The organism is Tatumella sp. JGM94 (assembly GCF_018257595.1).
In the GTDB taxonomy this organism is placed as follows: Bacteria; Pseudomonadota; Gammaproteobacteria; order Enterobacterales; family Enterobacteriaceae; genus Tatumella; species Tatumella punctata.
In genome coordinates, this window is record NZ_JAERJN010000011.1 from 88,692 (window position 1) to 114,270 (window position 25,579).

The following is a 25,579-nucleotide window of genomic DNA, read 5'->3' on the forward strand; positions in this document are numbered from 1 at the left end:
AAGGCCAGCGGGTACGGCAGCCATGCAGTCCGGGGGCCCGGAGATAAAAGCCAGCACAGGTTCTGACTGAGAGCAGTTCTGTCGTGTCGAACACGTCGGCCAGATAAGAACACCGGTCAGTCCCGGCGTAATATCTCCGTCAATACACAGGTTCGGGTCTGCTGCTATGATCAGACACCTTGTATTCGCTGGTCAGGCCGCAGCCCGCAATAAAGCAACAACAAGACTGCGTTTTTAGTTTTTATTGCGCTACAATTTGCCCGTCAGACAGAGATAATTACGCCCAGTCAGCCAGTCAATAATCTCTGCTGATTACCGTCACTCCGCTTACTGTCAGGATATATGTGATATGCCCTATGTTGTTGCGCTCACCGGGGGGATCGGTAGCGGTAAGACCACAATTGCAGAGATGTTTGCCCGTTGCGGGGTAAAAGTTATTGATGCCGATATAGTCTCCCGTCAGGTTGTACAAGCCGGTACTCCGGCCCTCAAAAAAATTCATCAGTACTTTGGCGACAGGGTCTTATTAGCCGATGGCGGGCTGAACCGCAGCTGGCTGAGACAGCAGATATTTGCTGACGCCGAAAGTAAAAACTGGCTGAACAATCTGCTGCATCCGCTGATCCAGCAACGGACACAACAATTAATTGACCAAATTGCCGATGACTGGTGCCTGTGGGTCGTGCCATTACTGGCCGAAAACCGGCTGCATAACCGCGCCGATCGGGTTCTGGTGGTTGATGTTGATGAAGAAACTCAGGTCCGGCGTACAATGGCCAGAGATAATATTACCCGTCAGCAGGCAGCTGATATTCTGGCGGCCCAGGCCAGCCGGCAATCCCGGTTAGAGATTGCCGATGATGTGATTGATAATTCAGGCTCTCCTGCCGAACAACAGCAAAAGGTGGCCATGTTGTATCAGCGCTATCAGTCACTGGCATCCGCAAAAAAAGGATCTGTACCATGAGCAGTGTTGTTTTGTTTGAATATCCGTTAAACGAAAAAATGCGCACCTGGCTGAGAATTGAATACCTGTTACAACAGTTAACCGGCAGTATGCCGGTCAGCAGTCCGGTCTCTGCATTGAGTTTTTTTCGGGGCATCGCTGACTTACTGGATATCTTCGACCGCGGAGATATGCGGGCAGATTTGGTGAAAGAACTGGACAGGCAACAGCACAAGCTACAGAGCTGGCTGAATGTCAGCGGAGTGGATACGGCCAGAGTCACAGAATTACAGCAGAAACTGAAAAGTCAGTCAGTGCAGCTACTGACTGCACCGCGTATGGGTCAGCAACTCAGAGAAGATCGTTTTATCAGCCAGGTTCGCCAGCGTCTGAGTATCCCCGGCGGATGTTGCAGCTTTGACCTGCCGGCCCTTCATATATGGTTAAACCTGCCGGACAATGAACGTCAGGAGCAGACCGAAGAATGGTACGACACTCTGCGGCCATTACAGGAAAGTTTAACCTCAGTGTTGGAATTGATCCGTCAGTCTGGTAGTTTTCAGCCACAAATAAGCCTGAATGGTTTCTTTCAGGATACGGCCGAAGATGCCGACCTGTTACGGCTAACGCTGGATAGCGCTGTCACATTGTATCCGCAAATCTCCGGCCATAAAAATCGCTATGCCATCCGTTTTTTGCCGATGGATACCGGGGAGAGCGAGATCCCCTCGCGATTATCGTTTGAACTCGCATGTTGTTAAGAGGAATGTATGCAGGAAGAGATTACCACGGTTCAGTGCCCACAATGCCGTAAAGACGTCATCTGGGATCAACTCAGTCCGTGGCGGCCGTTTTGCTCAAAGCGCTGCCAGATGATCGATTTGGGAGAATGGGCTGCCGAAGAAAAACGGATCCCGGCAGACGATAAACTTTCTGAAGATGAAGAGTGGAGCGGCGAATAATCCGCAACAGACTGAATGCTCAGCGGCAATAGAATGACCTATTGCCGGTCCCTGTTTTACAGCTGCCCTGTTACCAGTTTTTCGACCAGCCGATGGTTTGCCGGCGGAAATTCTTCGGCACATAAATCCTGTGGCTGTACCCAGCGCTGCGGCTGACCTTCTTTACCCCACGGCTCGCCCTGCCACTGATCAACAATAAAGAAATAGAGTGTGACCCGCACATCATCGTAAGTGTGATCGGCACTGCCTGCCGGCTGAGCTGAAACGACCTCAATGCCGGTTTCTTCCATCAGCTCGCGCCTCAGTGCCTGCTCAGCCGTTTCTCCCTGCTCAAGCTTTCCACCGGGAAATTCCCATTTGTTCGCCATATGAGAAGTTGATGAGCGTTGTGCCAGAAAAATACCACGCACCGGATCACGGATAATCCCCACCGCTACCTGAAGATGTTTCATTAATTACCCTTTTTGATTCACTCTGCAGTGTTGCTATTACAAGGTTTAACTGCAACAGCCCCTTCTGACAGCCACTAAAAAGGTCCATGTTGCCATGGACCTTGTGTTTATTTCCTGAGAACCCGGCCACAAGGCCGGGTCGCTGACACTCAGGCAATACGGCCGTGACATTGCTTATACTTTTTGCCGGACCCGCACGGGCAGGGATCATTACGCCCGACTTTACGTTCACCGCCCTGCGCTGCTAACTCTTCAGCGGCTTCGGTTTCAGAATCCACATGGCTTAGCTGTTGCTGACTGGCTAAGCGTTCCGCTTCTTCGCGACGTTGCTGCTCCAGGGCTTCAATTTCTTCCGGCATACGTACCTGAACTTTGCTCAGAGTACTAATCACTTCATACTTCAGTGATTCCAGCATATTGGCAAACATAGCGAAAGATTCGCGTTTATACTCTTGCTTAGGATCTTTCTGTGCATAACCACGTAAATGGATCCCCTGACGCAGATAGTCCATGGCCGCCAGATGTTCTTTCCACAATGAGTCCAGAGTCTGAAGCATGACGCCTTTTTCGAAGTTACGCATCATCTCGGTGCCAACGACAGTTTCTTTTTCATTGTAGTTTTCCAGAGCACGCTGCATGATCCGCTCACGTAAGGTTTCTTCATGCAGTTCAGGCTCTTTATCCAGCCATTCTGCAATCGGTAAATCCAGATCGAAATCATTACGTAACCGTTCTTCCAGCCCCGGTACATCCCACATTTCTTCCAGAGACTGTGGCGGGATATAACTGTCAATGGTCGCGGCCATGACATCATCACGTATCCCACTGATAGTTTCGCTCACATCAGAGACGTCCAGCAGTTCGTTACGCTGTGTATAGATAGCACGGCGCTGATCACTTGCAACGTCATCGTACTCCAGCAACTGTTTACGGATATCAAAGTTACGGCTTTCAACTTTACGCTGTGCGTTTGCTATTGCCTTGGTTACCCACGGATGCTCAATCGCTTCGCCTGGTTTCATTCCCAGTTTACGCATCATGCCCGACACACGGTCTGATGCAAAAATACGCATCAGGGCATCTTCCATCGACAGGTAGAAACGAGAAGACCCTTTATCCCCCTGACGACCGGCACGTCCACGCAACTGGTTATCAATACGGCGTGATTCATGACGTTCAGTACCGATAATATGTAAACCACCGGATTCCAGTACTGCATCGTGACGTTTTTGCCACTCAGCTTTAATAGCACTGATTTCTTCTTCATCCGGATTCTGACGGGCTTCAACTTCCGCATGCCAGCTGCCACCCAGCATAATATCGGTACCACGACCGGCCATGTTGGTAGCAATCGTCACCGCACCAGGCTGACCGGCCTGGGCAATAATATCCGCTTCACTGGCATGGAACTTCGCATTCAGTACATTATGCCTGATACCTGCTTTCGCCAGTTCACTGGAGACCACTTCAGATTTTTCGATGGAGATTGTCCCCACCAGTACCGGCTGACCGTTCGCCGTACGCTCGCGGATATCTTCGATAATAGCATCGATTTTTTCTTTCTCGGTCATATAGACCAGGTCAGGGAGATCTTTACGCACCATCGGACGATTAGTCGGCAGAACGATCGTATCCAGTTTGTAGATTGAACTGAATTCAAAGGCTTCAGTATCCGCAGTCCCGGTCATACCGGCCAGTTTCTCGTACAAGCGGAAATAGTTCTGGAAAGTAATTGAAGCCAGAGTCTGGTTTTCGTTCTGGATGTCAACCCCTTCTTTGGCTTCTACTGCCTGATGCAGACCATCAGACCAGCGACGGCCCTGCATAGTGCGTCCCGTGTGCTCATCGACGATAACAACTTCACCGTCTTTCACAATATAATCAACGTCACGGGTAAACAGAGCGTGGGCACGCAGTGCTGCGGTCACGTGGTGCATCAGCATAATGTTAGTCGGTGAATATACAGACTCACCTTCTTCCATAATTCCCTGACTGACCAGCAGTTGTTCAATTTTTACCAGTCCGCGTTCCGTCAGATGAACCTGCCGCGATTTTTCGTCTACCGAGAAATCACCTTCTCCCTGGAACGTATCGGAGTCTTCTTTCTCCTGACGTACCAGATGCGGGATCACTTTATTGACCTTGATATACAGCTCTGAGCTGTCTTCGGCAGGACCGGAAATAATCAGCGGCGTACGGGCTTCATCGATCAGAATGGAGTCAACTTCATCCACCAGCGCATAATGCAGCTTACGCTGCACACGCTCTTCAGGGCTGAATGCCATATTGTCACGCAGATAGTCGAAGCCATATTCATTGTTAGTACCGTAAGTAATGTCGGCACCATAAGCTTCACGTTTCGCCGGGGCAGGCATACCCGGCAGGTTGATACCCACAGTCAGTCCGAGATATTCGAATAGCGGACGGTTATTTTCCGCATCACGCTGGGCCAGATAGTCATTGACCGTAACAACGTGTACACCTTTCCCTGACAGGGCATTCAGATAAGCGGGCAGGGTTGCCGTCAGGGTTTTACCCTCACCGGTACGCATCTCTGCAATACAACGCTCATTAAGGACCATACCGCCCATTAACTGCACATCGAAGTGACGCATGTTAAAAATCCGGCGGCTGGCTTCACGTACGGTGGCAAAAGCCTCCGGAATCAGGCTTTCTAAAGCTTCACCTTTTTCCAGTCGTTCACGGAACTCAACTGTTTTTGCTTTTAATTGTTCATCCGAGAGAGCGGTGAACTCAGGTTCCATTTTATTAATAATATCAACCGTCTTACGCATGCGGCGTAAAGTACGATCATTACTGCTACCGAAAATTTTTGTTAATAATTTCATGACCATTTTTATAATCTCAATTCAGCAATTTGGGCTGCAAAAAATCAGGGAATCAACGAATATCAGGGTTCAGACGCTAACAGGCCCGGCCCGGATACCCTGAACGCCCGCCAGCCAAAGGCCGCTATTAAAAACAGCAAGCTTACCGGTATAGATCAACGTCCGCCCGGGGGAAGGACTGACGGCTGGTCGCCCGTTAGTCAGTAATGCATGCAGCGATTGTAATACCGCGATTTTTTGAACTGTCAGCGGCAGTAATTGCTGCTGAGCTTCGGGCTGAAGCTGCGGTAAAGAAAAAGACAGGTGGCGTATCACCACTCTGATGGCATGCTGATGCCAGTAGTCAACACTCAGCCCCGGACGGCGCACCGTATCGCGAATACGAAGCAGGTTCTCAAACCGGGCGGCATGACCAATGAATAATGTATTGGCAGGGACATCGGTACCGTTACCAGACTCAACCACCTGAGCATTTGCTACCGGCAAGCCAAGACTCGCCGCGACCATCCCCAGAAGGAGATGCGGCCAGAAATAACGCATGCCAAGTTGTCGCCAACGTGCAAAAATTCCGATCACTGTCTGTCCATTGAAAACTGATACCTGCATTTCCGGGGGTACATTCAGCTATCCCTGCGAAAGCCGGCCGGATATGTCATCTGATAGAGAAGAGATAGTAACACTAATGGTGGTTTTCAACATCAGAGAATAAGAAACGGGGGCAGAAATCAGGTGTTTATGATGTTTTTTTCAGCGAAACAGAGAGGTAAAAAAAACAGCAGGCTTACTGACCGGAGAGAGTATCAGTAATACCTGCTGTTATCAGAGGCTATCAGGCCAGAACCAGATTCGGTGCCTGGAAGGCCTGTGGCAATTCTTTGTCATCTTCGAAGGTCGCCCATTCCCAGGCTTCCTGTTTTGCCAGTACTGCCTGCAGTAACTTATTATTCAGAGCATGGCCGGATTTATAAGCGCTGAAAGCGCCAATCACATTATGGCCACACATAAATAAGTCACCGATAGCATCCAGCATTTTGTGACGTACAAACTCGTCTTCAAAACGCAGACCTTCTTCGTTCAGGACACGAAATTCATCAAGGCCAATCGCACAGTCAAGACTTCCGCCCAGGCACAGGCCACGAGACTGCAGATACTCAATTTCATGCATAAAACCGAAGGTACGGGCACGGCTAATCTGGCGAACAAACGCATCGGCGGAAAAGTTCAGCTGATAACGTTGTGAACTTGAATCAATCGCCGGGTGTTTAAAATCGATAGTAAAGTCGAGAGAGAAACCATTATAAGGAGTCAGCTCTGCCCATTTATCACCGTCTTCAACACGAACCGCTTGTTTAATACGAACAAATTTCTTAGCACTGTTCAGTTCCTCTACCCCTGCATCCAGCAGAAGGTAAACAAACGGCGCAGCGCTGCCATCCATAATCGGGATTTCCGGCGCATCGACTTCAACAATAATGTTATCGATACCCAGTCCGGCCAGCGCTGAGTTTAAATGCTCAACGGTTGAAATACGCACCCCTTCATCGTTAACCAGGCAGGTGCTCAGCATGGTATCGCGCACGTATTTTGCATCAGCCGGGAAATCTACCGGTGGATTCAAGTCAGTGCGACGATAGATGACCCCGGTGTTGGCCGGCGCAGGGCGCAGTGTCAGGCTGACTTTCTTACCGGTATGTAAACCGATACCTGTCGCCTGAACAATACGTTTTAATGTCCTTTGTTTGATCATCGTATTAATCTCGCAATATTACTTTTGTTCGTGACTATACACTACTTAATGGCCGCCATTTTAGCACAAAGAGCGAGCAAGGCCAAATATCGGTATATTCTTAGTCAGCCTGCTTGCGTAAAAATGCCGGAATATCCAGATAGTCAGGTTCTTTATTCGCCTGGCCTGCCGGGTCATTAACCACTTTCGCCGCCGGTTTCTGCTCCTGAGGTAACGGAGTCATACCGTGCTGCTGATAACGATGATCCATCACTGGCTGGCTGGCCGTTTTATTGGTCACCAGAGTGATTTCAGGACGTTTGTCCATACCAATACCGGTTGCTACCACAGTCACGCGCAGTTCGTCGTTCATTTCCGGGTCCAGAGACGTACCGATAACCACGGTCGCATTGTCTGAAGCGAAAGCACGGATAGTATTACCCACCGTCTCAAACTCATCCAGACGCAGGTCAAAGCCGGCAGTGATGTTAACCAGTACTCCGCGGGCACCGGACAGATCGATATCTTCCAGCAGCGGGCTGGAAATTGCCATTTCAGCGGCTTCTTCCGCACGGTCTTCACCACAGGCAACACCTGAGCCCATCATGGCGTACCCCATCTCTGACATCACGGTACGTACGTCTGCAAAGTCGACGTTCATCAGACCCGGACGGGTAATCAGTTCAGCAATACCCTGAACCGCACCTTTTAATACATCATTCGCCGCGCCAAAAGCATCCAGTAATGAAATACCACGCCCCAGCACTTTCAGCAGCTTATCATTCGGGATAGTAATTAATGAATCCACATGCTTGGAAAGTTCAGCAATTCCCTGCTCGGCAAAAGCCATACGCTTTTTGCCTTCAAAGTTAAACGGTTTAGTGACCACCGCTACCGTCAGAATACCCAGGTCTTTAGCCACTTCAGCCACAACCGGGGCGGCACCGGTACCAGTACCACCACCCATACCGGCGGCGATAAATACCATATCAGCGCCATCCAGGGCCGCACGCAGTGCTTCCCTGTCTTCTTCGGCTGAATTACGGCCGACTTCAGGGTTAGCACCGGCCCCCAGACCTTTGGTAATGTTATTACCAATCTGGATAGTCTGGCCAACAGCCGTTTTACGCAACGCCTGAGCATCGGTATTTACCGCAAAGAATTCAACACCTTCGATACGCTCACGTACCATGTGTTCTACGGCATTACCGCCGCCACCGCCAACGCCGATGACTTTTATCACCGCATCGTTGGTTAATTCCATAGGTTCAAACATGATTTCTCTCCGTTATGTGCCTGTCGCCTGGAGACCATAAATGCTGTTAGCATGATCTCCTTTAGTAAAAATTAAAACTCTTTTTTCAGCCAGCTGTTGATTCGTTTAAACCAGCCGCCGACCGATGCTCTTTTTTCGTTATCGCCCTCACCCCCCATGTGCGATTCCTTACCGTAATGCAACAAGCCCACGGCTGTTGAATAGTAAGGTTCCTGCGCATAGTCAGTCAGACCGGTAATATTCAATGGCTGGCCAATACGCACCTGGGTATGGAATACCCGTTGTGCACAGGCGGCAAGACCTTCTATCTGCCCTGCCCCGCCGGTTAACACAATACCGGCCGCCAGATGATGTTTCACTCCCTGCTGACGTAACTGTTCCTGTAATTCAAGGATTTCGTCGTTCACCAGGTTTAACAATTCCGTGTAACGTGGTTCGATAACTTCTGCCAGAGTCTGACGTTGCAGACTGCGTGGCGGACGTCCGCCAACGCTCGGCACTTCGACATTTTCGTCTTTGCCAACCATCGAACCTAACGCGCAGCCATGACGGACTTTAATCGCTTCAGCATCTGTCGGCGGTGTACCGAAAGCATAGGCAATATCACTGGTGACCACGTTCCCCGCATAAGGGATAACTTTGGTATGACGCAAAGCGCCACCGGTGTATACCGCCATATCCATTGTACCACCACCAATATCAACCACACAGACACCCAGCTCGCGCTCATCTTCGGTTAATACCGCATAGCTGGATGCCAGTCCGGCAAAAATCAGCTGGTCAACTTTCAGTCCGCAGCGTTCCACGGCTTTGACAATGTTTTTCGCCATATCGTTATGACAAGTGATCAGGTGCACTTTCGCCTGCATTCTGACCCCCGATAATCCTACCGGGTTTTTAATCCCTTCCTGATAATCGATGGCGTATTCCTGAGGAATAACATGCAGAATACGATGTTCATCACGGACACGCACGGATTTCGCCGTATGCACCACATTCTCAACATCATCCTGGGTTACTTCCTCTTCTGAAATCGGAACCATCCCGATTTCGTTCTGACAGCTAATATGTTTACCGGAAAGTGCCAGGTAAACTGACGATATCTGACAGTCCGCCATCAGTTCAGCCTGGTCAATGGCCCGCTGAACACACTTCACTACCGACTCAAGGTCGTTCACTCCGCCTTTATCCATCCCGCGGGACGGGCAGCTGCCTACCCCGATAATGTTTACCATACCATCGGGCAGAATCTCCCCAACAAGGGCAGCAACCTTAGCGGTGCCGATTTCAAGTCCTACTACAAGTTTTCTGTCCGTTGCCTTGATCATTGTTGTTCAGCCTGTGCCTGCTTGTGTTGCTGATTACTGTTTTGTGGATCGACCGGGGCGGCCACCCAACCAACAGCCGCACCGGACTCATAGCGCAAGTCCACATAACCTATCCGTTTGTTCTCTGCCTGTGCCTGCCGAAGCAGTACCGGGTCGAGGTCAATAAAGCGCTGAAGGCGCTTCATTGTTTCATCACGTCCCAGTTCGATTTTCATATCGTCGCTGGTCACCAGTTGCCATGAACGCCTTGCTGTCATGGATGCGGCTTTCAGGGTAATTTTTGATGGCTTTAACATATCACTCATCTGATAGAATCCGGCCATCACTTCTTTCTCACTGCCTTCAGGCCCATACAACATCGGCATGGACTGCTGCCCGGCCTGGTTCACCGGTAAACTGAAAGAAACACCGTCCGCATCAACAACATTCTGATCATTCCAGCGGGCTACGGGAACATATTCAACCAGATGAATCTTTAATTCATCAGGCCACTGTTTACGTACACTTACCTGTTTTATCCAGGGAAGCCGCTCTATCTGTTGCTGTATCACATCAACATTTTGCGACATAAAAGTGCCGGGCGGCCCGAGGGACAAAATGGCCTGGCGAATATCATCATGGGTGGTGTAACGGGTTTCGCCGGTCACTACCAGTTTTGATAGTGGTAAGCGGGACGCATCATCCATCCATTTCAGTACCATCACTCCGCCCAGTACCATGGTACCGACAACCAGTAATAAGAAGATCATTCCGAACAGGCGCGATCCATTACTACGTCCGGATCCCATACGATCCTGTGGTTCCCGGTTCCGTGTATTTAAAGCCGCCTGAGACATATCAGTCTGTTAACTCCAGAATAGTGGTCACCAACTGCGAAAATTCGATACCTGCCTGCTTCGCCGCCATCGGCACCAGACTATGGCTGGTCATACCAGGCGATGTGTTAACCTCTAACAGCTGAAAATGACCTTCAGCATCCATCATTACATCGACACGGCCCCATCCACGACAGCCTAAAGAGTGCCATGCCGCCATCACTAATTCATTCAGTAAATTCTGTTGTTGCTCATCTAATCCTGACGGGCAAAAATATTCTGTGTCATCAGCAAGATACTTTGCATTGTAGTCGTAAAATTCTGTTTTAGCCTGAATTCGTATCGAAGGCAGAACTTTATCGCCAACAATTGCAACCGTATACTCAGCACCGCTGAGAAAAGCTTCCACCAGAACATCGTTATCGTATTGAAACGCCAGTGCTAATGCATCCATCAGCTCATCCGGATGATTCACCCGGCTAATACCGACGCTGGAGCCTTCGTTACCAGGTTTTACAAATAACGGCAGCCCGAGTGCAGCGATCTGTTCACTGACGGCGTTATCCAGACCTGCGGTCAGCTGCTGACGGGTCAGCCATACGAAACGACTGGTCGGTAATCCGGCCCCCTGCCATAACAGCTTACAACGCACTTTATCCATAGTGATGGCCGAAGCCATCACCCCGCTCCCGGTATAAGGCAGCCCTGTAAAGTCCAGTATTGCCTGCAGGGTACCATCTTCACCGCCACGGCCATGCAACGCAATAAATGCTCTGGTGAACCCCTGCTGCCTGAGTTCAAGTACCGAATGATCACGGGTATCAATGCCGGCGGCATCCAGTCCGGCAGCCCGTAATCCGGCCAGCACCGCACGTCCGGAATCCAGTGACACTTCACGTTCGGCGGAAGTACCGCCCATCAGAACAGCAATTTTCTCAGTCATGCTGCTGCTCCGCCCGGTCAGTGTGTTGCAATTTATGATCGGCAAGGGTACGGGCAATACGTCCGACTGTCCCGGCCCCCTGGGCCAGAATAAGATCATTTCCGCTCAGTACCGGAGCCAGCATCTCGGACAGCATTTCGTTATCGGCCACCAGGATAGGGTCGACCTTGCCACGGTTACGGATAGAGCGGCACAGCGCCCGGCTGTCGGCACCGGCAATCGGTGTTTCACCGGCCGGGTAAACATCCAGCATCAGCAGTGCATCGGCCTGACACAGAACATTGGCGAAATCATCAAACAGATCGCGGGTACGGGTATAGCGGTGAGGCTGGAAGATCATCACCAGCTTTTTATCCGGCCATCCGGCACGTGCCGCCTTGATGGTGGCATCCACTTCTGTCGGATGGTGACCATAATCATCGACCAGCATAGCGCTCCCCGGCAGACCATTTACCGGCTCTGTCGGGTATTCCCCCAGCAGATCAAAACGCCGTCCGGTGCCCTGAAAACTTTCTAATGCCGCCAGAATATCAGCATCATCAATACCTTCTTCGCTGGCAACACTGACTGCTGCAGCTGCATTCAGCGCATTATGCCGGCCGGGTGCATTCAGGGTGACATTCAGCACCGGTTTATCCTGGCGGATGACGCGGAAATGCCCCTGCGCTCCGTGCTGCTGATAATCTTCGATCCTGACATCAGCATCTTCACTGAATCCGTAAGTCGTAATCTGCCGCCCGATACGTGGTATCAGTTCGCGGATCACCGGATCGTCCACACAGAGCACCGCCCGGCCATAGAACGGCAGGTTATGCAGAAAATTAACGAACGTCTGTTTCAGGTTCTCAAAATCCCCCTGATAAGTGTCCATATGGTCTGCTTCAATATTGGTCACAATCGCAACCATCGGCTGCAAATGTAAAAATGAGGCATCACTTTCATCGGCTTCTGCAATCAGGTAACGGCTGCTGCCTAAACGTGCATGAGTACCGGCTGCTTTTACCAGTCCGCCATTCACGAAAGTCGGATCAAGACCACCTTCGGCATAGATACTGGAAACCATGGCCGTCGTGGTAGTTTTGCCGTGGGTACCGGCAACCGCAATACCGTGACGGAAGCGCATCAGTTCGGCCAGCATCTCTGCGCGGCGGATCACCGGAATCCGGGCTTCACGGGCCGCCACCAGTTCCGGGTTATCCTGCGAAATGGCACTGGATACCACCACTACACTGGCATCGATCACATTTTCCGGACGATGATTAAAATAGAGGGTTGCACCCAAAGCGCTCAGATGCTGAGTGACCGGATTTGGCGCCAGATCAGAACCACTGATCTGATAACCTTCATTGGCTAACACTTCAGCAATACCGCCCATGCCGGCACCACCGATACCGACAAAATGGATATGCCTGACCCGACGCATTTCAGGCACAACAGAGCGAAGTTTTGCTAATTGCTGAGTATTCATTTATTCACACTACCTGTTATCACTGTTCCCCGCCTCGCAGGGCAGCCGCTCATTAAGAGCATTATTCATCCGGCGGCTTTCGCCACTTCATTTGCTACACGTTCTGTTGCATCAGGGATCGCTATTGCGCGGGCTTTTAAGGCCATCGCCAGTAATTGCTGACGATCCCATCCAGCCAGAGTCTCTGCCACAACCTGCGCAGTAAAATCCGGCTGTTCAAAAATTTTTGCCGCACCGGCTTTTTCCAGAGGCAAGGCATTCCAGTACTGCTGCCGGTCTTTATGCTGAAAAGGCACAAAAATCGCTGGCAGGCCTGCGGCGGCTATCTCGCTGACCGTCAGAGCCCCGGAACGACAAACCACCACATCCGCCCAGGCATAGGCTTCGGCCATATCATCGATAAATTCCGCCACCCGATGCCCTGTTTGTCCGGCACTGGCATAGAGAGCATTCACCGCCTCAAGGGCACCTTTCCCGGTCTGGTGCCAGAGGGTAATACTGTCACCGGCTTTTTCGGCAACCTGCGGCATTGTCTGATTAAGGATCCTCGCCCCCTGGCTACCGCCAATCACCAGTACCCTGATCGGGCCTTCTCTGTCGGCAAAACGCCGCGCGGGGCCGGGCAGGGCCAGTACATCAGTACGCACCGGATTACCCACGACTTCCGCATCCGCAAACGCACCGGGGAAAGCCTGCATCACTTTGCTGGCTATCTTCGATAACCCTTTATTTGTCAGGCCCGCGATACCATTTTGTTCATGCAGTACCACCGGAATACCGCAACTCCAGGCTGCCAGACCGCCGGGACCGGAGACATATCCCCCCATCCCCAGCACAACATCCGGTTTCCAGGCTTTCATGATTGCCCGGGCCTGACGCCATGCGGTAAAAATCCGCCAGGGTGCCAGCAACTGTGCTTTAACGCCCTTACCACGTAACCCGCTGATACGGATGAAGTCGATATCAATACCATGTTTTGGTACCAAATCGGCTTCCATGCGATCTGCGGTTCCCAGCCAGCGTACCTGCCAGCCTTGCTCCATCAGATAATGGGCCACCGCCAGGCCGGGGAACACATGTCCGCCAGTGCCTCCGGCCATGACCATCAGTCGTTTGCCACTCATCGAGCACTCCGGGTAAACGCCTGAGCTTTGGTCAGACGTGTTTCATAATCTATTCGTAATAACAACACTATTGCTGTCGACATAATGATCAGGCTGGAACCACCATAACTGATCAACGGTAACGTCAGACCTTTGGTCGGTAACATACCGGCTGCCGCCCCGACATTGACCAGAGCCTGAAAGCTAAACCAGACACCAATGGCACATGCCAGGAATCCCGAAAAACGTTGTTCCATCTCCAGGGCCCTGCGGCCAATGGACATAGCACGAAAAGCGACGAAGAATACCATCAAAAGTGCCAGTACTACACCGAAAAAGCCGAGTTCTTCACCAATAATCGAGAAGATAAAATCCGTATGCGCTTCGGGTAAATACTCCAGTTTCTGTACCGAGTTCCCCAGCCCCTGACCCCAGAATTCACCGCGGCCAAAAGCCATCAATGACTGGGTCAGCTGATAACCACTGCCAAAAGGATCCGCCCACGGATTCCAGAACGACGTGACACGCCGCATACGGTAGGGTTCCGCAATAATCAGCAGTATTACAGCAAAGATTCCGGAGCCGATAATCGCCAGGAACTGCCATAGCTTGGCCCCGGCCAGAAACAACATGGCCAGGGTAGTTACAAACAGAACAATCACTGTCCCGAGGTCAGGCTGAGCCAGCAATAACACTGCCAGTACTACCATGACGCCCATCGGTTTTAAAAAGCCCCAGATATTACTCCGGACTTCATCGACCTTACGGACCAGGTAACTGGCGAGATAACAGAACAGTGACAGTTTGGAAAACTCTGCCGGCTGAATACGTAATGGCCCCAGGGCAATCCAGCGCGATGCCCCGTTAACCGAGCTGCCGACCACCAGTACCACCAGTAACATCACCACCGACGCCAGTAACATCACGTTGCTGTAACGCTGCCAGAACGACATCGGTAACCGTAAGGTCACCAAAGAGATGGCAAATCCCAGCCCGAGATAAAAGGCATCACGTTTGGCAAAATAGAAGGGATCATCGTTCATTCTCTGGCCCACCGGCACAGAAGCCGAAGTCACCATTACAAAACCAATAATCGCCAGGCCAAAGGTCAGCCATAACAGGGTTCGGTCATAGAGAATAATGGCAGTATCATCACTTTCTCTGGCACCCATTACCCAGTCTCTTAACCGGCTACCAATCGACATCAACAATGCGCCCGGCAGTGCCAGGCCAGGAATACGCATTAGCCTAACTCCTTCGCTAAACGGGTAAACAGATCACCACGCTGCTCAAAATTTTTAAACTGATCGAGGCTGGCGCAGGCCGGAGACAGCAACACCATATCTCCCGGACGGGTCAGGGAAGCAATCCTGACCATCGCCTGCTGCAGCGTGTCGGTACATACCGAGGCATCAGGACGCAATGCCGCTAATGCCGCAGCATCCCGGCCAAAGCAATAAATTTTCAGGTTGTCCGCCTGCAGATAAGTCTGTAACGGTGAAAAATCCGCAGATTTACCGTCACCGCCCAGCAGCAGCCATAATGTACCCTGAACTTTTAACCCTTTCAGCGCGGCTTCGGTACTGCCGACATTGGTCGCCTTTGAATCATTAATCCAGTCCACCCCGTTGTTGCGGTACGCCAGACAGAAACGGTGGCTCAGCCCCGGAAAGGTGGTCAGCGCTTTCAGGCTGGTGGCGCGGGGTAAACCGACGGCATCCGCCAGCGCCAGCGCGGCTAATGCATTGGTATAATTATGCTGTCCGGTCAGCTGCATTTCGCGGGTATCCAGTACCTTTTCGCCGTTTACCCGTAACCAGGTACTTCCCTGCTGGGTATTCAGATGATAATCACCGATATTCACCCCGAAACTGATACAACGCTCATCCACACCGCGCACCGGCATCGTCAGGCCATCGTCGGCATTTACCACACAGACGCGGGCATTTTCATAAATACGTAATTTTGCTGCGCGGTATTGCTGCATTCCCAGCGGATAACGGTCCATATGGTCTTCGGTCACATTCAGAATGGTTGCCGCCGCTGCCGCCAGGCTATGGGTGGTTTCCAGCTGAAAGCTGGACAGTTCCAGCACATAAAGCTGAGCTGGAGTATCCAGCAGGGACAGTACCGGTAAACCAATATTACCGCCGACCCCCACCTGCCAGCCCGCCGCTTTGGCCATTTCACCGACCAGGGTGGTCACCGTGCTTTTACCATTAGAACCGGTAATAGCCACTACCGGGGCACGAACTTCCCGACAGAACAACTCGACATCGCCCACAATTTCCACACCGGCGTCAGCGGCCGACGCCAGTGCCGGGTGTGACAACGCCATTCCCGGGCTGGCGACAATCAAATCTGCCTCCAGCAGCCAGTCCTCGTTGATCCCCCCGAGATGACGCTGCGGGGCTTCCGGTAATTTATCCAGCCCCGGCGGAGAGACTCGGGTATCAATCACGCGGGGTATAACCCCGCGCGCTAAAAAGAAATCAACACAGGACAGGCCGGTAAGCCCGAGTCCGATAATGACAACTTTCCTGCCCCGATAGTCAGTCATAATTAACGTACCTTAAGGGTCGCCAGCCCAATCAGAACCAGCATTAATGAAATAATCCAGAAGCGTACAATCACGCGCGGCTCAGGCCAGCCCTTCAATTCATAATGGTGATGAATAGGTGCCATCCGGAAGATACGCTGCCCGCGAAGCTTAAATGACCCGACCTGCAAGATGACCGAAAGTGTCTCTACGACAAAGACCCCTCCCATAATCACCAGCAAAAACTCTTCACGTAATAATACGGCAATCGTCCCTAATGCACCGCCCAGGGCCAGTGAGCCGACATCACCCATAAACACCTGTGCCGGATAAGTGTTAAACCAAAGAAAGCCCAGCCCTGCCCCGACAATCGCCGTACAGACAATCACCAGCTCACCCGCATGACGCAGATAGGGGATATGCAGATACTCTGCAAAATTTACGTTACCGGTTGCCCAGGCGACCAGACCAAAGCCAGCCGCGACAAATACGGTTGGCATAATCGCCAGACCGTCCAGCCCATCGGTCAGGTTAACCGCATTGCTGGTACCGACAATCACAAAGTAGGTCAGCAGCAGATAGCTGATCCCTAACTGAGGCATCACATCTTTAAAGAAAGGGACAACCAGCTGAGTGGCCGGGGTATCTTTACCGATGGCATACAGGGCAAAAGCAACCCCAAGGGCGATCACTGACTGCCAGAAATATTTCCAGCGAGCGATCAGTCCCTTGGTATCTTTACGTACCACTTTGCGGTAGTCATCGACAAAACCGACGATACCGTAACCAATCAGTACCACCAGCACACACCAGACATAAGGGTTAGACGGGTAAGCCCACATTAATACAGAAATAGTAATCGACGTCAGAATCATCAGGCCGCCCATCGTCGGCGTGCCACGTTTACTGAAATGTGACTCAGGGCCATCGTTACGGACAACCTGGCCAATCTGTAATTTTTGCAGCCAGGCGATTAAGCGTGGCCCCATCCACAGACTGATAAACAGCGATGTCAGTAAACTGACAATCGCCCGGAACGTCAGGTACGAAAAGATATTAAATCCTGAATAAAACGGCACCAGGTGTTCAGCCAGCCAGACTAACATGTAACTTTCTCCTGTAATTGCTGAACCACATCTTCCATAGCAGCACTTCTCGAACCTTTAATCAAAATGGTAACTTCCTGATGTTCAGATAATAATGTCCGTAACCGGGCAACCAGTGCCGGTTTATCGGAAAAATGCTCACCGTGGCGGCTTTCCTGAGAAATGTACTGACTCAGGAATCCGACACTCAGAACTTTATCGATACCGGCTTCACAGGCAGCCAGGCCAACAGCACGATGGCACTGTTCGGCTTCGTCTCCCAGCTCCGCCATATCCCCGACCACCATAATCCGGTAGCCCGGCATTTCGCCCAGTACCTGCGCCGCTGCGGTCATTGAACCGACATTAGCGTTATAGCTGTCATCAAGCAGACGCTGATGTTCTGACAGCCTGATCGGGAATAAACGTCCTGCAACCGGTGTCAGCTCACTCAGTCCGGCAGCAATCGCCGGAAGCGGCGCACCGACAGCCAGCGCCAGTGCCGCGGCGGCCAGTGCATTCGCAATATTGTGTCGTCCCGGCAGAGGCAGTTGTATCGCAACTGTTCCCTGAGGAGAATGTAAAGTAAATGAGGTCCCTGCACCGCTGACAACAATATCACTGGCATGAAAGTCGGCGACGGAGCCTGCCAGCGGAGAAAAACGCCAGACCGTTTTATCAGACAGCTGAGCCTGCCAGTGCGGCCAGTCGTTGCTGTCATCATTCAGTATCGCGATCCCGTGTTCTGTTAATCCGCCAAAAATTTCACCTTTGGCTTTTGCCACCCCGGCCAGAGAACCAAACCCTTCCAGATGTGCCGCAGCCAGGTTATTCACCAGCGCTGCCTCCGGACGAACCATTGCCGTGGTATAGGCGATTTCTCCCTGGTGGTTAGCCCCCAGTTCAATAACGGCAAACTGATGTTCTCCGGTCAGCCGTAACAGAGTCATCGGCACCCCGATATCATTATTCAGGTTACCGGCGGTATACAGGGTATTACCGCATTGTCTGAGGATCGAAGCCGTCATCTCCTTAACGGAGGTTTTTCCCGAAGAACCGGTCAGGGCTACAACCCGGGCCGGTACCTGCTGGCGAACAAAAGCCGCCAGTTCGCCAAACGCAATACGTGTATCTCTGACCACTACCTGCGGAATATCCACAGGCAGAGGTTTACTGACCAGCAGAGCTGAGGCTCCGGCCTTAATGGCGTCAGCAATAAAATCATGTGCGTCGAAGCGTTCCCCGATTAAAGCAACAAACAGGCAGCCTGCTGTGACTTTACGGGTATCGGTCGTTACCGCAGAAAAACTCAGTTGCGGGTCTCCGGACAGTTGTCCGCGGGCTAATGTTGCCAGTTGTTGCAGTGTTACACTGATCATGCCAATACCCCCAGCAATGCGGCAACGGTCGTTCTGTCAGAGTAATCCATCCGCCGCTGACCAATGATCTGATAGTCTTCATGGCCTTTTCCCGCCACCAGTACAATATCCTGCGGACCAGCCTGCATCAGGGTATGGGTTACCGCGCGTGCCCGGCCCGGTACGACCTGAGCCTTGCCTGCATCCAGCAGGCCATTGAGGATATCCCTGACAATAGCCTGCGGTTCCTCACTGCGAGGATTATCATCCGTAATCACGACATGATCAGCCAGCTGCTCGGCAATGGCCCCCATCAGCGGGCGTTTGCCTTTATCCCGATCACCGCCACAGCCAAACACACACCACAGTTTGCCCCGACAGTGTAAACGGGCCGCCGTCAGCGCTTTCTCCAGAGCATCCGGCGTATGAGCATAATCAACCACCGCCGTCGGACGTCCTTGTGCATGGAACACCTCCATACGGCCACAGACCGGCTGTAACTGCCCCGCCGTTTCACACAGGGCAGCTGACGGGTAGCCCAGAGCCAGTAATGTTGACATCGCCATCAGCATATTGCTGACATTGAAAGCTCCCATCAGCGGGCTGGTAAGTTCGCCACTTCCCCAGTCAGAGCGGAAAGAGACCTTCGCCCCTTTATCCAGATACTCAATACGAGTCGCTTCCAGACGGCGGCCATGGTGATCTGTCGGAATCTGCCCCTGCATAGTCACAGCCACGGCATCTGTCAGTTTCCTCAGCCAGCGCCGGCCGGTGTCGTCATCGGCATTAATAATGGCCTGCCCGGTCTGATGCTCAGAGAACAGTGACCACTTGGCAGCTTCATAGCTTTGCATATCACCATGGTAATCCAGGTGATCACGGCTGAGATTAGTAAATACCGCCGCAGCAAATGGCAATGCTGCAACCCTGTGCTGCACCAGCCCGTGAGAAGACACTTCCATGGCCGTCAGGGTTGCACCCTGTGCGGCTAATCCAGCCAGTTGCTGCTGAATATCTACCGCTGAACCAGTGGTATTGTCGCTCGGGATAAGATGACCATATAGACCATTACCCACCGTACCCATAACTGCGGATGTTTCTCCCAACAGCTGAGCCCACTGGGCAAGTAACTGGCTGGTCGTTGTTTTTCCGTTAGTACCGGTAATACCGATCAGCGTCTGTTTTTCTGCTGGCTGTCCATAAAATCGCCCGGCCAGTGCCGATAAACGCTGAGACAACTGTTTCAGGTAAATCACCGGCACGCCATGCAGTTCACGGATATCACCGTCGGTGGCCTCACCGTCAGCCTCGGCAATCACTGCCGCTACCCCCTGGGCAATGGCCTGGGGAATATAATGGCGCCCGTCGACACTATGCCCCGTCACTGCCACAAACAGATCGCCGGAAGCCGCCGTACGGCTGTCCAGTGTCATTTCTTTCAGCTGACGTTCCGGCGCACCAGGCACCCAGGGCGCCAGCAGGTCACGCAAGTTACGATCTGTCACTTGAAACCTCATTTCGGTTAATCACTAAATCATTATTTTCATTGGCCGGTAAGGCATCAGGCTCGATGTTCATGGTGCGTAACACCCCTCCCATAATCGCGCCGAATACCGGAGCTGAAACTGCCCCGCCGTAATACTTACCGGCCTGTGGATCGTTAATCACGACCACCAGAGCAAAACGCGGATGACTGGCGGGAGCTACCCCTGCCGTATAGGCGATATATTTATTAATATAACGACCATCAGGGCCGACTTTTTTGGCCGTCCCCGTTTTGATCGCTATCCGGTACCCTTTAATTGCCGCCTTCACGCCGCCGCCGCCTGGTAGTGCGACACTTTCCATCATATGTAGTACGGTTTTCACGGTCGCTTCAGGGAATACCCGTTCACCGGCGACCGGAGGATCGACTTTGGTAATCGATAACGGTCTGGCAATGCCGTAGCTGCCGATAGTCGCGTAGACACGGGCTAACTGTAATGGTGTCACCATCAGGCCATAACCAAACGAGAAAGTAGCCCTTTCGATATCAGACCAGCGTTGTTTTTTAGGGTAAATCCCCGTACTTTCACCCACCAGACCGAGGTTGGTCGGCTTGCCGAGACCAAAACGAGCATAAGTCTCAGCCAGAGCAGAAGAAGGCATGGCTAATGCCAGCCTGGAAACCCCGACATTGCTCGACTTCTGTAATACTCCGGTCAGGGTCAGCTCGTTATAGCGGGCGACATCTTTAATTTCATGACCATTAATCCGGTACGGTACCGTATTGATTACACTGCCTTCACGGACAACTCCCCGATCCAGCGCGGTCATAACCACCATCGGTTTCACGGTCGATCCCGGCTCAAAAATATCGGTGATCGCCCGGTTGCGCATCGCATCTTTGGTGGTTGTTCCGAGATTATTCGGGTTGTATGCGGGGCTGTTAGCCATTGCCAGCACTTCACCGGTATTAACATCCACCAGTACGGCAGAGCCTGACTCGGCCTTGTTAAATGCAACAGCATTGTTAAGCTCCCGGTACACCAGCGCCTGCAGACGTTCATCAATACTCAGGGTAAGATTATGGGCGGCCTGGCTGTCGACGGAAGAAATATCTTCAATTACCCGCCCCTGGCGATCCTTACGCACCGTGCGTGCACCCGGCGTTCCGGTCAGCCACTGGTCAAAACTTTTTTCGACACCTTCAATACCGATACCATCGATATTGGTAAAACCTATTAAATGGGCCGTTACCTGGCCTGCCGGATAATAACGACGGGATTCCTGCCGCAGGTAAACCCCCGGCAGTTTGAGTTTCTGAATATATTCGCCAATCGACGGGTTAATCTGTCTTGCAAGATAGATAAAACGGCCGTTAGGATTGGTTTTGACCCTCGCGTAGAGCTGGTCCTGAGTCATTGAAAGTGCATCAGCCAGTGCTTTCCAGCGACTGTCGAGCGTGATCCCCCCTTTTTCATTCAGCTCTTTCGGGTCTATCCATACGGCATTCACCGGCACACTTACCGCTAAAGGCCGGCCACCGCGATCACTTATCATGCCACGGGAAGCCGGGACAGCCTGCACCCGTAATGACCGCAGATCCCCCTCTTTAACTAAACGATCCGGGTTGACGACCTGTAAATATCCGACCCGTGATACCAGCCCCAGCAAGGCAACCAGAATACCGACACAAAGTAACGCAAAACGCCAGCTTATAAAGCTGGCCTTATTTTCTGACTTTCTGGAATTCAGCGTTTTTTTCGCGCTGCTCATGCCGTTACCGATTTCCTATGGTTGAACCACAATATTTTCCTGAGAAGGATCAACATGCTGCATATGAAGCTTTTCGATAGCCAGCCGTTCGACCCGGCTATGATCCCCCAGAGCATTCTCTTCGAGGATCAAATTTCGCCATTCAATATCCAGCGAATCTTTTTCCAGCACCAACTGCTCGCGCTGAGCAGTAAGTAACCGGGTTTTATGGGTAGTAATCACCACCATAATTGCCGAGGCCAGCACCGCAATAAGTAACAGCAACGGTAATTTGCCATGACGTAACAGATCACCACCGATAATCGCAGGAAGACTGTGACGTTCATTGCCTGTCATTCGGCAGTCCTCTGGGCGATACGTAACACCGAACTGCGGGCACGCGGGTTATCTGAAACTTCCTGCTCGCCGGGCACCAGTTTACCGAGGGTTTTTAATTCACGGCCGCCCAGCGCTTTCAATTGATCTTCGGTCAGCGGTAACCCGGCAGGCACCCGCGCTCCCCGACTTTGATCGCGCATAAAGCGTTTTACCAGCCGGTCTTCCAGTGAATGGAAACTGATCACCGAAAGACGTCCGCCCGGGGCAAGCACCGTCAGTGCACCTTTCAATGCCTGCGAGATTTCGTCCAGTTCGCTGTTTACCCAGATACGGATAGCCTGAAAACTGCGGGTCGCCGGATGCTTAAATTTGTCTTTAACCGGAGTCGCGTTATAAATAACCTCCGCCAGCTCTTTGGTGCGGGTCATCGGCTGTTCACGATTACGCTCAACAATTGCTCTGGCGATACGTTTAGCAAAACGTTCTTCACCATAAGCTTTCAGCACAAAAGCGATATCCTGTTCTTCTGCCTGTAACAGCCACTCCGCGGCGGACTGGCCACGGGTAGGATCCATTCGCATATCTAACGGCCCGTCACGCATAAAAGAGAATCCGCGTTCTGCATCATCCAGTTGCGGCGATGAAACCCCTAAGTCCAGTAATATGCCGTTAATCTTTCCGTTCAGTCCCAGCGACTCTGCATACTCCGCCAGCCCTGAAAAAGGCCCGTGAATAATAGAAAATCGCGGATCGTCTATCTCAGCAGCAGCGGCAATCGCCTGCGGATCCCGGTCGATCGCGATTAAACGCCCCTGTTCCCCGAGCTGTGAAAGGATCAGACGTGAATGGCCACCACGGCCAAAGGTGCCATCGATATAGATGCCATCATTCTGAAGGTTAAGTCCGTTGACCGCTTCGTCTAACAGCACTGTGGTATGTTTAAAATTTTCCGACATAAGCTATAGCGATAAATCCTGCAAACGCTCAGATAACACGTCCTGAGCAGTTTCTGCTTCGATATCTTCCTTGATTTGTTGATACCAGGTCTGTTCATCCCACAGTTCAAATTTATTAAACTGGCCGACCAGCATGATTTCTTTTTGTAAACCGGCATGTTGCCTGAGTGTCCCGGCCAGTAATAACCGTCCGGCACTGTCCATCTGACATTCGCTGGCATGCCCCAGCAACAAGCGTTGTACGCGACGTTCTGCCGGGTTCATGGTCGACAGACGTGACAACTTTCGTTCAATCACTTCCCACTCAGGCAGGGTATAAAGCAGCAGGCAGGGCTGATGGAGGTCAATAGTACAGACCATTTGCCCCTGAGACTCTCCGATCAGTATTTCCCGGTAGCGTGTAGGCACTGCTATCCGGCCTTTACTATCGAGATTAACCAGCGTTGCCCCGCGAAACATGACTGTTGTACCCCTCAGTAAACCTGTTTCACCACTTTACCCCACATTTTACCACTAATTGAGTGTACGGAGCGGATGAAATCCTTGTCAAGCGACAACGGTCGCTTAATAACATTATTTCCTGCGGTAAATTCACGTAATTCCAGAGGCATTACTGACAAAATGCAGAGACAGAAGAATTAACCCAATGAATAACTACAATAAATTGAAAACACGGCGGGGAAAGGTTAAAAAATATCGGCGAGAACGACGGAATTGTTAACTTCGGGCAATGTATTCACCCGCGGCATTTTAAGGAATTTCTTAACGGGATCAAAGCACCTTTCGCCGGAGAAAAGTAAACAACCCCGGCCAGAACCTACTGCAGACCGGAGGGTACACCTGCAATACGACGGCGTCAGCGGGGACGACGCCCCAGTTTACCCCGCTGATAAAGATTACGACGGATACGGGTCAATCCGGGTTTAGGCCGTTTGGGCTCATCCAGGCTGGCCAGCACCAGTTCCAGCACTCTCTCAGCAACATCCCGATGCCGCTGCCCGGCAGACAATACCGGACATTCCAGGAAATCCAGCAATTCATTATCCCCGAAGGTAGCAATTGAGACATGGCCGGGTAAATGACCATTCACCCGTAAACAGGCATCCATCATTCCCTGCAGTAGCCCGAAAGAGGTAGTAAACAAGGCTGACGGCATCGGATTATTTTCCAGGTAGCGGACAAAGGTTTCAGCGGCTGCACTGCGTTCAAAACTGTTGCTATAAATAAATCTTACGCTACGTTCATCGCCCTGCCAGGCATCCCGGAAGCCCTGTTCACGCAGAAAACTCACGGACAGTTCAGGCAGTGCGCCAAGAAACAGGACATTATCTACCGGCTGCTTACGTAACTCACTGGAAAGCGCGAAGGCATCTTCCTGATCGGCACCGACCACACTGGTGAAATGCTCACGATCCAGCGCACGGTCGAGGGCAATTATTGGCAAAGGCCCGTCAACCCAGCGCTGATAGAAAGGGTGCTCCGGGGGGAGAGAGGTCGAAACAATCAGTGCATCCACTTTACGCTGCAGCAGATGTTCAATGCAGCGGATTTCGTTATCAGGCTGATCTTCGGAGCAGGCAATCAGTAACTGATAGCCCCGTTGTCTTGCCTGTAACTCCAGATACTTAGCAATGCGGGTGTAGCTGGTATTCTCCAGATCCGGAATAACCAGCCCGATAGAGCGTGTCCGCCCGGCACGTAATCCGGCGGCAACCGCATTCGGCTGATAATTATATTCACGGACGATGGCCATCACTTTCTCTACCGTTTTTTCACTGACCCGGTATTGCCTGGCCTTGCCATTGATCACATAACTCGCTGTCGTCCTGGAAACCCCTGCCAGACGTGCAATTTCATCCAGTTTCACTTTCACCCCGCCACACAGATTATCCCGCTGTGAATGGTTAAACCCGGCGGGCAATATCTTAATTGAAGATATGATCTAAGCGCAGATAGCACACCGGAGCAACCGTTTTATCGGAGAATCAGTTTTTGAGTTGGTTTGAATATATAAGTCCGGGAGGGCTCAATGGCCGGGGGCTGTGACGTAACGTTTGCGCTGACATGCAATATATCAATCCGCCAGGGTTCTGTTCGCCATTACGTAAAGTCATTTTTTACTGCCCCGCTGCGGGCGACCAGGCAAAGGGCGCAATGGCCGCGCCCTCTGCACTCCGGGCCTGTGCGGCAGATCGTT

At 51.8% G+C, this 25,579-nt stretch carries 23 protein-coding genes; 3 read left to right on the top strand and 20 right to left on the bottom strand.

Annotation, left to right across the window (positions count from 1 at the left end):
* Window positions 1-349 precede the first annotated feature (349 nt).
* From coaE to yacG, 3 genes are read left to right on the top strand one after another with little or no spacing between them, the layout of a single operon-like run.
* Window positions 350-967, top strand: a complete 618-nt coding sequence (gene coaE, locus JK216_RS09635) for a dephospho-CoA kinase (RefSeq protein ID WP_212709345.1) — start codon at window positions 350-352, stop codon at window positions 965-967.
* Window positions 964-1,707, top strand: coding sequence for a cell division protein ZapD (gene zapD / locus JK216_RS09640; protein ID WP_212709346.1), 744 nt, complete (start codon window positions 964-966; stop codon window positions 1,705-1,707). Before coaE ends, zapD begins: the two co-directional genes overlap by 4 nt.
* A 9-nt stretch (window positions 1,708-1,716) precedes the next feature.
* A complete protein-coding gene (gene yacG / locus JK216_RS09645) occupies window positions 1,717-1,908 on the top strand; it encodes a DNA gyrase inhibitor YacG (protein ID WP_212709347.1) in 192 nt (63 codons plus the stop codon).
* Between the two features lie 56 nt (window positions 1,909-1,964).
* On the opposite strand, the gene mutT is transcribed toward yacG, so the two are convergent.
* From mutT to cra, 20 genes are all read right to left on the bottom strand, one after another.
* Window positions 1,965-2,360, bottom strand: coding sequence for an 8-oxo-dGTP diphosphatase MutT (mutT, locus tag JK216_RS09650; RefSeq protein ID WP_212709348.1), 396 nt, complete (start codon window positions 2,358-2,360; stop codon window positions 1,965-1,967).
* A 149-nt stretch (window positions 2,361-2,509) separates the two neighbouring features.
* Window positions 2,510-5,215 (bottom strand): preprotein translocase subunit SecA, encoded by a 2,706-nt coding sequence (secA, locus tag JK216_RS09655; protein WP_212709349.1) that lies wholly within the window; start codon window positions 5,213-5,215, stop codon window positions 2,510-2,512.
* Window positions 5,216-5,278: 63 nt separating this feature from the next.
* Window positions 5,279-5,785: a secA translation cis-regulator SecM gene (secM, locus tag JK216_RS09660; RefSeq protein ID WP_212709350.1), complete on the bottom strand. Its 507-nt coding sequence runs from the start codon at window positions 5,783-5,785 to the stop codon at window positions 5,279-5,281.
* 253 nt (window positions 5,786-6,038) lie between these two features.
* On the bottom strand, window positions 6,039-6,956 hold the full coding sequence (gene lpxC / locus JK216_RS09665) for a UDP-3-O-acyl-N-acetylglucosamine deacetylase (protein WP_212709351.1): 918 nt from the start codon (window positions 6,954-6,956) through the stop codon (window positions 6,039-6,041).
* Between the two features lie 100 nt (window positions 6,957-7,056).
* Window positions 7,057-8,211 (bottom strand): cell division protein FtsZ, encoded by a 1,155-nt coding sequence (ftsZ, locus tag JK216_RS09670; protein WP_212709352.1) that lies wholly within the window; start codon window positions 8,209-8,211, stop codon window positions 7,057-7,059.
* 71 nt (window positions 8,212-8,282) lie between these two features.
* Window positions 8,283-9,539, bottom strand: a complete 1,257-nt coding sequence (ftsA, locus tag JK216_RS09675; RefSeq protein WP_212709353.1) for a cell division protein FtsA — start codon at window positions 9,537-9,539, stop codon at window positions 8,283-8,285.
* Entirely contained in the window at window positions 9,536-10,375 is an 840-nt protein-coding gene (ftsQ, locus tag JK216_RS09680; protein ID WP_212709354.1) for a cell division protein FtsQ, read from the bottom strand. The genes ftsA and ftsQ overlap by 4 nt, the downstream gene beginning before the upstream one ends.
* Before the next feature lies 1 nt (window position 10,376).
* Window positions 10,377-11,297, bottom strand: coding sequence for a D-alanine--D-alanine ligase (locus JK216_RS09685; RefSeq protein WP_212711592.1), 921 nt, complete (start codon window positions 11,295-11,297; stop codon window positions 10,377-10,379).
* The gene (murC, locus tag JK216_RS09690) at window positions 11,290-12,765 is read right to left on the bottom strand and encodes a UDP-N-acetylmuramate--L-alanine ligase (protein WP_212709356.1); all 1,476 of its coding nucleotides are present in this window, start codon (window positions 12,763-12,765) and stop codon (window positions 11,290-11,292) included. The genes JK216_RS09685 and murC overlap by 8 nt, the downstream gene beginning before the upstream one ends.
* A 65-nt stretch (window positions 12,766-12,830) precedes the next feature.
* Entirely contained in the window at window positions 12,831-13,889 is a 1,059-nt protein-coding gene (murG, locus tag JK216_RS09695) for an undecaprenyldiphospho-muramoylpentapeptide beta-N-acetylglucosaminyltransferase (protein WP_212709357.1), read from the bottom strand.
* Window positions 13,886-15,112, bottom strand: a complete 1,227-nt coding sequence (ftsW, locus tag JK216_RS09700; RefSeq protein ID WP_212709358.1) for a cell division protein FtsW — start codon at window positions 15,110-15,112, stop codon at window positions 13,886-13,888. The genes murG and ftsW overlap by 4 nt, the downstream gene beginning before the upstream one ends.
* Window positions 15,112-16,428 carry a UDP-N-acetylmuramoyl-L-alanine--D-glutamate ligase gene (murD, locus tag JK216_RS09705; protein WP_212711593.1) on the bottom strand — a complete coding sequence of 439 codons (1,317 nt, stop codon included), beginning with the start codon at window positions 16,426-16,428 and terminating at the stop codon, window positions 15,112-15,114. The genes ftsW and murD overlap by 1 nt, the downstream gene beginning before the upstream one ends.
* Window positions 16,429-16,430: 2 nt before the next feature.
* Complete coding sequence (mraY, locus tag JK216_RS09710) at window positions 16,431-17,513, bottom strand: phospho-N-acetylmuramoyl-pentapeptide-transferase (RefSeq protein ID WP_212709360.1); 1,083 nt, start codon at window positions 17,511-17,513, stop codon at window positions 16,431-16,433.
* Window positions 17,507-18,871: a UDP-N-acetylmuramoyl-tripeptide--D-alanyl-D-alanine ligase gene (gene murF, locus JK216_RS09715; RefSeq protein WP_212709361.1), complete on the bottom strand. Its 1,365-nt coding sequence runs from the start codon at window positions 18,869-18,871 to the stop codon at window positions 17,507-17,509. Before murF ends, mraY begins: the two co-directional genes overlap by 7 nt.
* On the bottom strand, window positions 18,868-20,355 hold the full coding sequence (murE, locus tag JK216_RS09720; RefSeq protein WP_212711594.1) for a UDP-N-acetylmuramoyl-L-alanyl-D-glutamate--2,6-diaminopimelate ligase: 1,488 nt from the start codon (window positions 20,353-20,355) through the stop codon (window positions 18,868-18,870). The genes murF and murE overlap by 4 nt, the downstream gene beginning before the upstream one ends.
* Window positions 20,342-22,108 (bottom strand): peptidoglycan glycosyltransferase FtsI, encoded by a 1,767-nt coding sequence (locus tag JK216_RS09725; protein WP_212709363.1) that lies wholly within the window; start codon window positions 22,106-22,108, stop codon window positions 20,342-20,344. The genes murE and JK216_RS09725 overlap by 14 nt, the downstream gene beginning before the upstream one ends.
* Window positions 22,109-22,123: 15 nt before the next feature.
* A complete protein-coding gene (ftsL, locus tag JK216_RS09730; RefSeq protein WP_212709364.1) occupies window positions 22,124-22,444 on the bottom strand; it encodes a cell division protein FtsL in 321 nt (106 codons plus the stop codon).
* Window positions 22,441-23,382, bottom strand: a complete 942-nt coding sequence (rsmH, locus tag JK216_RS09735) for a 16S rRNA (cytosine(1402)-N(4))-methyltransferase RsmH (protein ID WP_212709365.1) — start codon at window positions 23,380-23,382, stop codon at window positions 22,441-22,443. Before rsmH ends, ftsL begins: the two co-directional genes overlap by 4 nt.
* Window positions 23,383-23,385: 3 nt before the next feature.
* Complete coding sequence (gene mraZ, locus JK216_RS09740; RefSeq protein ID WP_212709366.1) at window positions 23,386-23,841, bottom strand: division/cell wall cluster transcriptional repressor MraZ; 456 nt, start codon at window positions 23,839-23,841, stop codon at window positions 23,386-23,388.
* A gap of 397 nt (window positions 23,842-24,238) precedes the next feature.
* Window positions 24,239-25,249, bottom strand: a complete 1,011-nt coding sequence (gene cra / locus JK216_RS09745) for a catabolite repressor/activator (RefSeq protein ID WP_212709367.1) — start codon at window positions 25,247-25,249, stop codon at window positions 24,239-24,241.
* Window positions 25,250-25,579: the final 330 nt, after the last annotated feature.

What these genes read in the sequence shown, in the direction of transcription:
- ftsL (WP_212709364.1), bottom strand. Translation starts at nt 22,444, where the DNA reads ATGACAGGCAATGAACGTCACAGTCTTCCTGCGATTATCGGTGGTGAT.
- murG (WP_212709357.1), bottom strand. Translation starts at nt 13,889, where the DNA reads ATGAGTGGCAAACGACTGATGGTCATGGCCGGAGGCACTGGCGGACAT.
- yacG (WP_212709347.1), top strand. Translation starts at nt 1,717, where the DNA reads ATGCAGGAAGAGATTACCACGGTTCAGTGCCCACAATGCCGTAAAGAC.
- ftsA (WP_212709353.1), bottom strand. Translation starts at nt 9,539, where the DNA reads ATGATCAAGGCAACGGACAGAAAACTTGTAGTAGGACTTGAAATCGGC.
- ftsZ (WP_212709352.1), bottom strand. Translation starts at nt 8,211, where the DNA reads ATGTTTGAACCTATGGAATTAACCAACGATGCGGTGATAAAAGTCATC.
- murF (WP_212709361.1), bottom strand. Translation starts at nt 18,871, where the DNA reads ATGATCAGTGTAACACTGCAACAACTGGCAACATTAGCCCGCGGACAA.
- ftsW (WP_212709358.1), bottom strand. Translation starts at nt 15,112, where the DNA reads ATGCGTATTCCTGGCCTGGCACTGCCGGGCGCATTGTTGATGTCGATT.
- JK216_RS09725 (WP_212709363.1), bottom strand. Translation starts at nt 22,108, where the DNA reads ATGAGCAGCGCGAAAAAAACGCTGAATTCCAGAAAGTCAGAAAATAAG.
- mraZ (WP_212709366.1), bottom strand. Translation starts at nt 23,841, where the DNA reads ATGTTTCGCGGGGCAACGCTGGTTAATCTCGATAGTAAAGGCCGGATA.
- lpxC (WP_212709351.1), bottom strand. Translation starts at nt 6,956, where the DNA reads ATGATCAAACAAAGGACATTAAAACGTATTGTTCAGGCGACAGGTATC.
- mutT (WP_212709348.1), bottom strand. Translation starts at nt 2,360, where the DNA reads ATGAAACATCTTCAGGTAGCGGTGGGGATTATCCGTGATCCGGTGCGT.
- murC (WP_212709356.1), bottom strand. Translation starts at nt 12,765, where the DNA reads ATGAATACTCAGCAATTAGCAAAACTTCGCTCTGTTGTGCCTGAAATG.
- JK216_RS09685 (WP_212711592.1), bottom strand. Translation starts at nt 11,297, where the DNA reads ATGACTGAGAAAATTGCTGTTCTGATGGGCGGTACTTCCGCCGAACGT.
- zapD (WP_212709346.1), top strand. Translation starts at nt 964, where the DNA reads ATGAGCAGTGTTGTTTTGTTTGAATATCCGTTAAACGAAAAAATGCGC.
- ftsQ (WP_212709354.1), bottom strand. Translation starts at nt 10,375, where the DNA reads ATGTCTCAGGCGGCTTTAAATACACGGAACCGGGAACCACAGGATCGT.
- murD (WP_212711593.1), bottom strand. Translation starts at nt 16,428, where the DNA reads ATGACTGACTATCGGGGCAGGAAAGTTGTCATTATCGGACTCGGGCTT.
- coaE (WP_212709345.1), top strand. Translation starts at nt 350, where the DNA reads ATGCCCTATGTTGTTGCGCTCACCGGGGGGATCGGTAGCGGTAAGACC.
- rsmH (WP_212709365.1), bottom strand. Translation starts at nt 23,382, where the DNA reads ATGTCGGAAAATTTTAAACATACCACAGTGCTGTTAGACGAAGCGGTC.
- secA (WP_212709349.1), bottom strand. Translation starts at nt 5,215, where the DNA reads ATGGTCATGAAATTATTAACAAAAATTTTCGGTAGCAGTAATGATCGT.
- mraY (WP_212709360.1), bottom strand. Translation starts at nt 17,513, where the DNA reads ATGTTAGTCTGGCTGGCTGAACACCTGGTGCCGTTTTATTCAGGATTT.